Source organism: Vibrio sp. 2132-1 (genome assembly GCF_033344315.1).
This window is the reverse complement of sequence record NZ_JAWPON010000536.1, coordinates 1-611: the sequence shown is the minus strand read 5'-3', so window position 1 is coordinate 611 and position 611 is coordinate 1. Positions and strand designations below refer to the sequence as shown.

The window sequence follows — 611 nt, the reverse complement described above, 5'->3', positions numbered from 1 at the left end:
CCGAAAAGGGTCCTTCACATCAAGTCGCGCTAAGCAACTGAAGTTAATTTACTAATAATTAACATTTAATGACGTCTCATTGTCCACAAATTCATCCGGTTGTATAGCGCTCTTAAAAAAGAAGCTTGCGAATCGAGTTGATTGGCGGTATTGATGACGCATTACCCATTAATTATCACAACAATATGGACATACTAAATTTTGAAGCGTTTCTTATCGCTATCACAATTTTAACGCTGACTCCGGGGCTGGATACCGCATTAGTTCTTCGTAATACAAGTCGTTCGGGCTTAAAAGATGGGTGTACAACAAGTTTAGGCATTTGTTTTGGCTTGTTTGTACATGCGTTTTTCTCTGCCGTGGGCATTTCTGCCATCCTTGCACAATCCGCTGAGCTATTCCAAATCGTTAAAATGATTGGTGCCGCGTACCTCATTTGGCTTGGTATCAGCAGTTTGAAAGCGCTAATGGCATCGGGCGGAGGCATTACTGTCGCTGAACAAATTCAGCAGGTATACAGTGGAAAACGTTCGTTTAGAGAGGGCTTTCTCTCAAATGTACTAAACCCAAAAACGGCAGTGTTTTACTTGGCATTTTTACCGCAATTCGTT

General features: G+C 41.7%; 1 protein-coding gene. It reads left to right on the top strand.

Going from position 1 to position 611, the window contains the following annotated elements; all coding sequences use genetic code 11:
• Positions 1-185: 185 nt before the first annotated feature.
• The coding region (locus R8N47_RS26500; protein WP_318186271.1) for a LysE family translocator at positions 186-611 on the top strand (426 nt) is incomplete at its 3' end.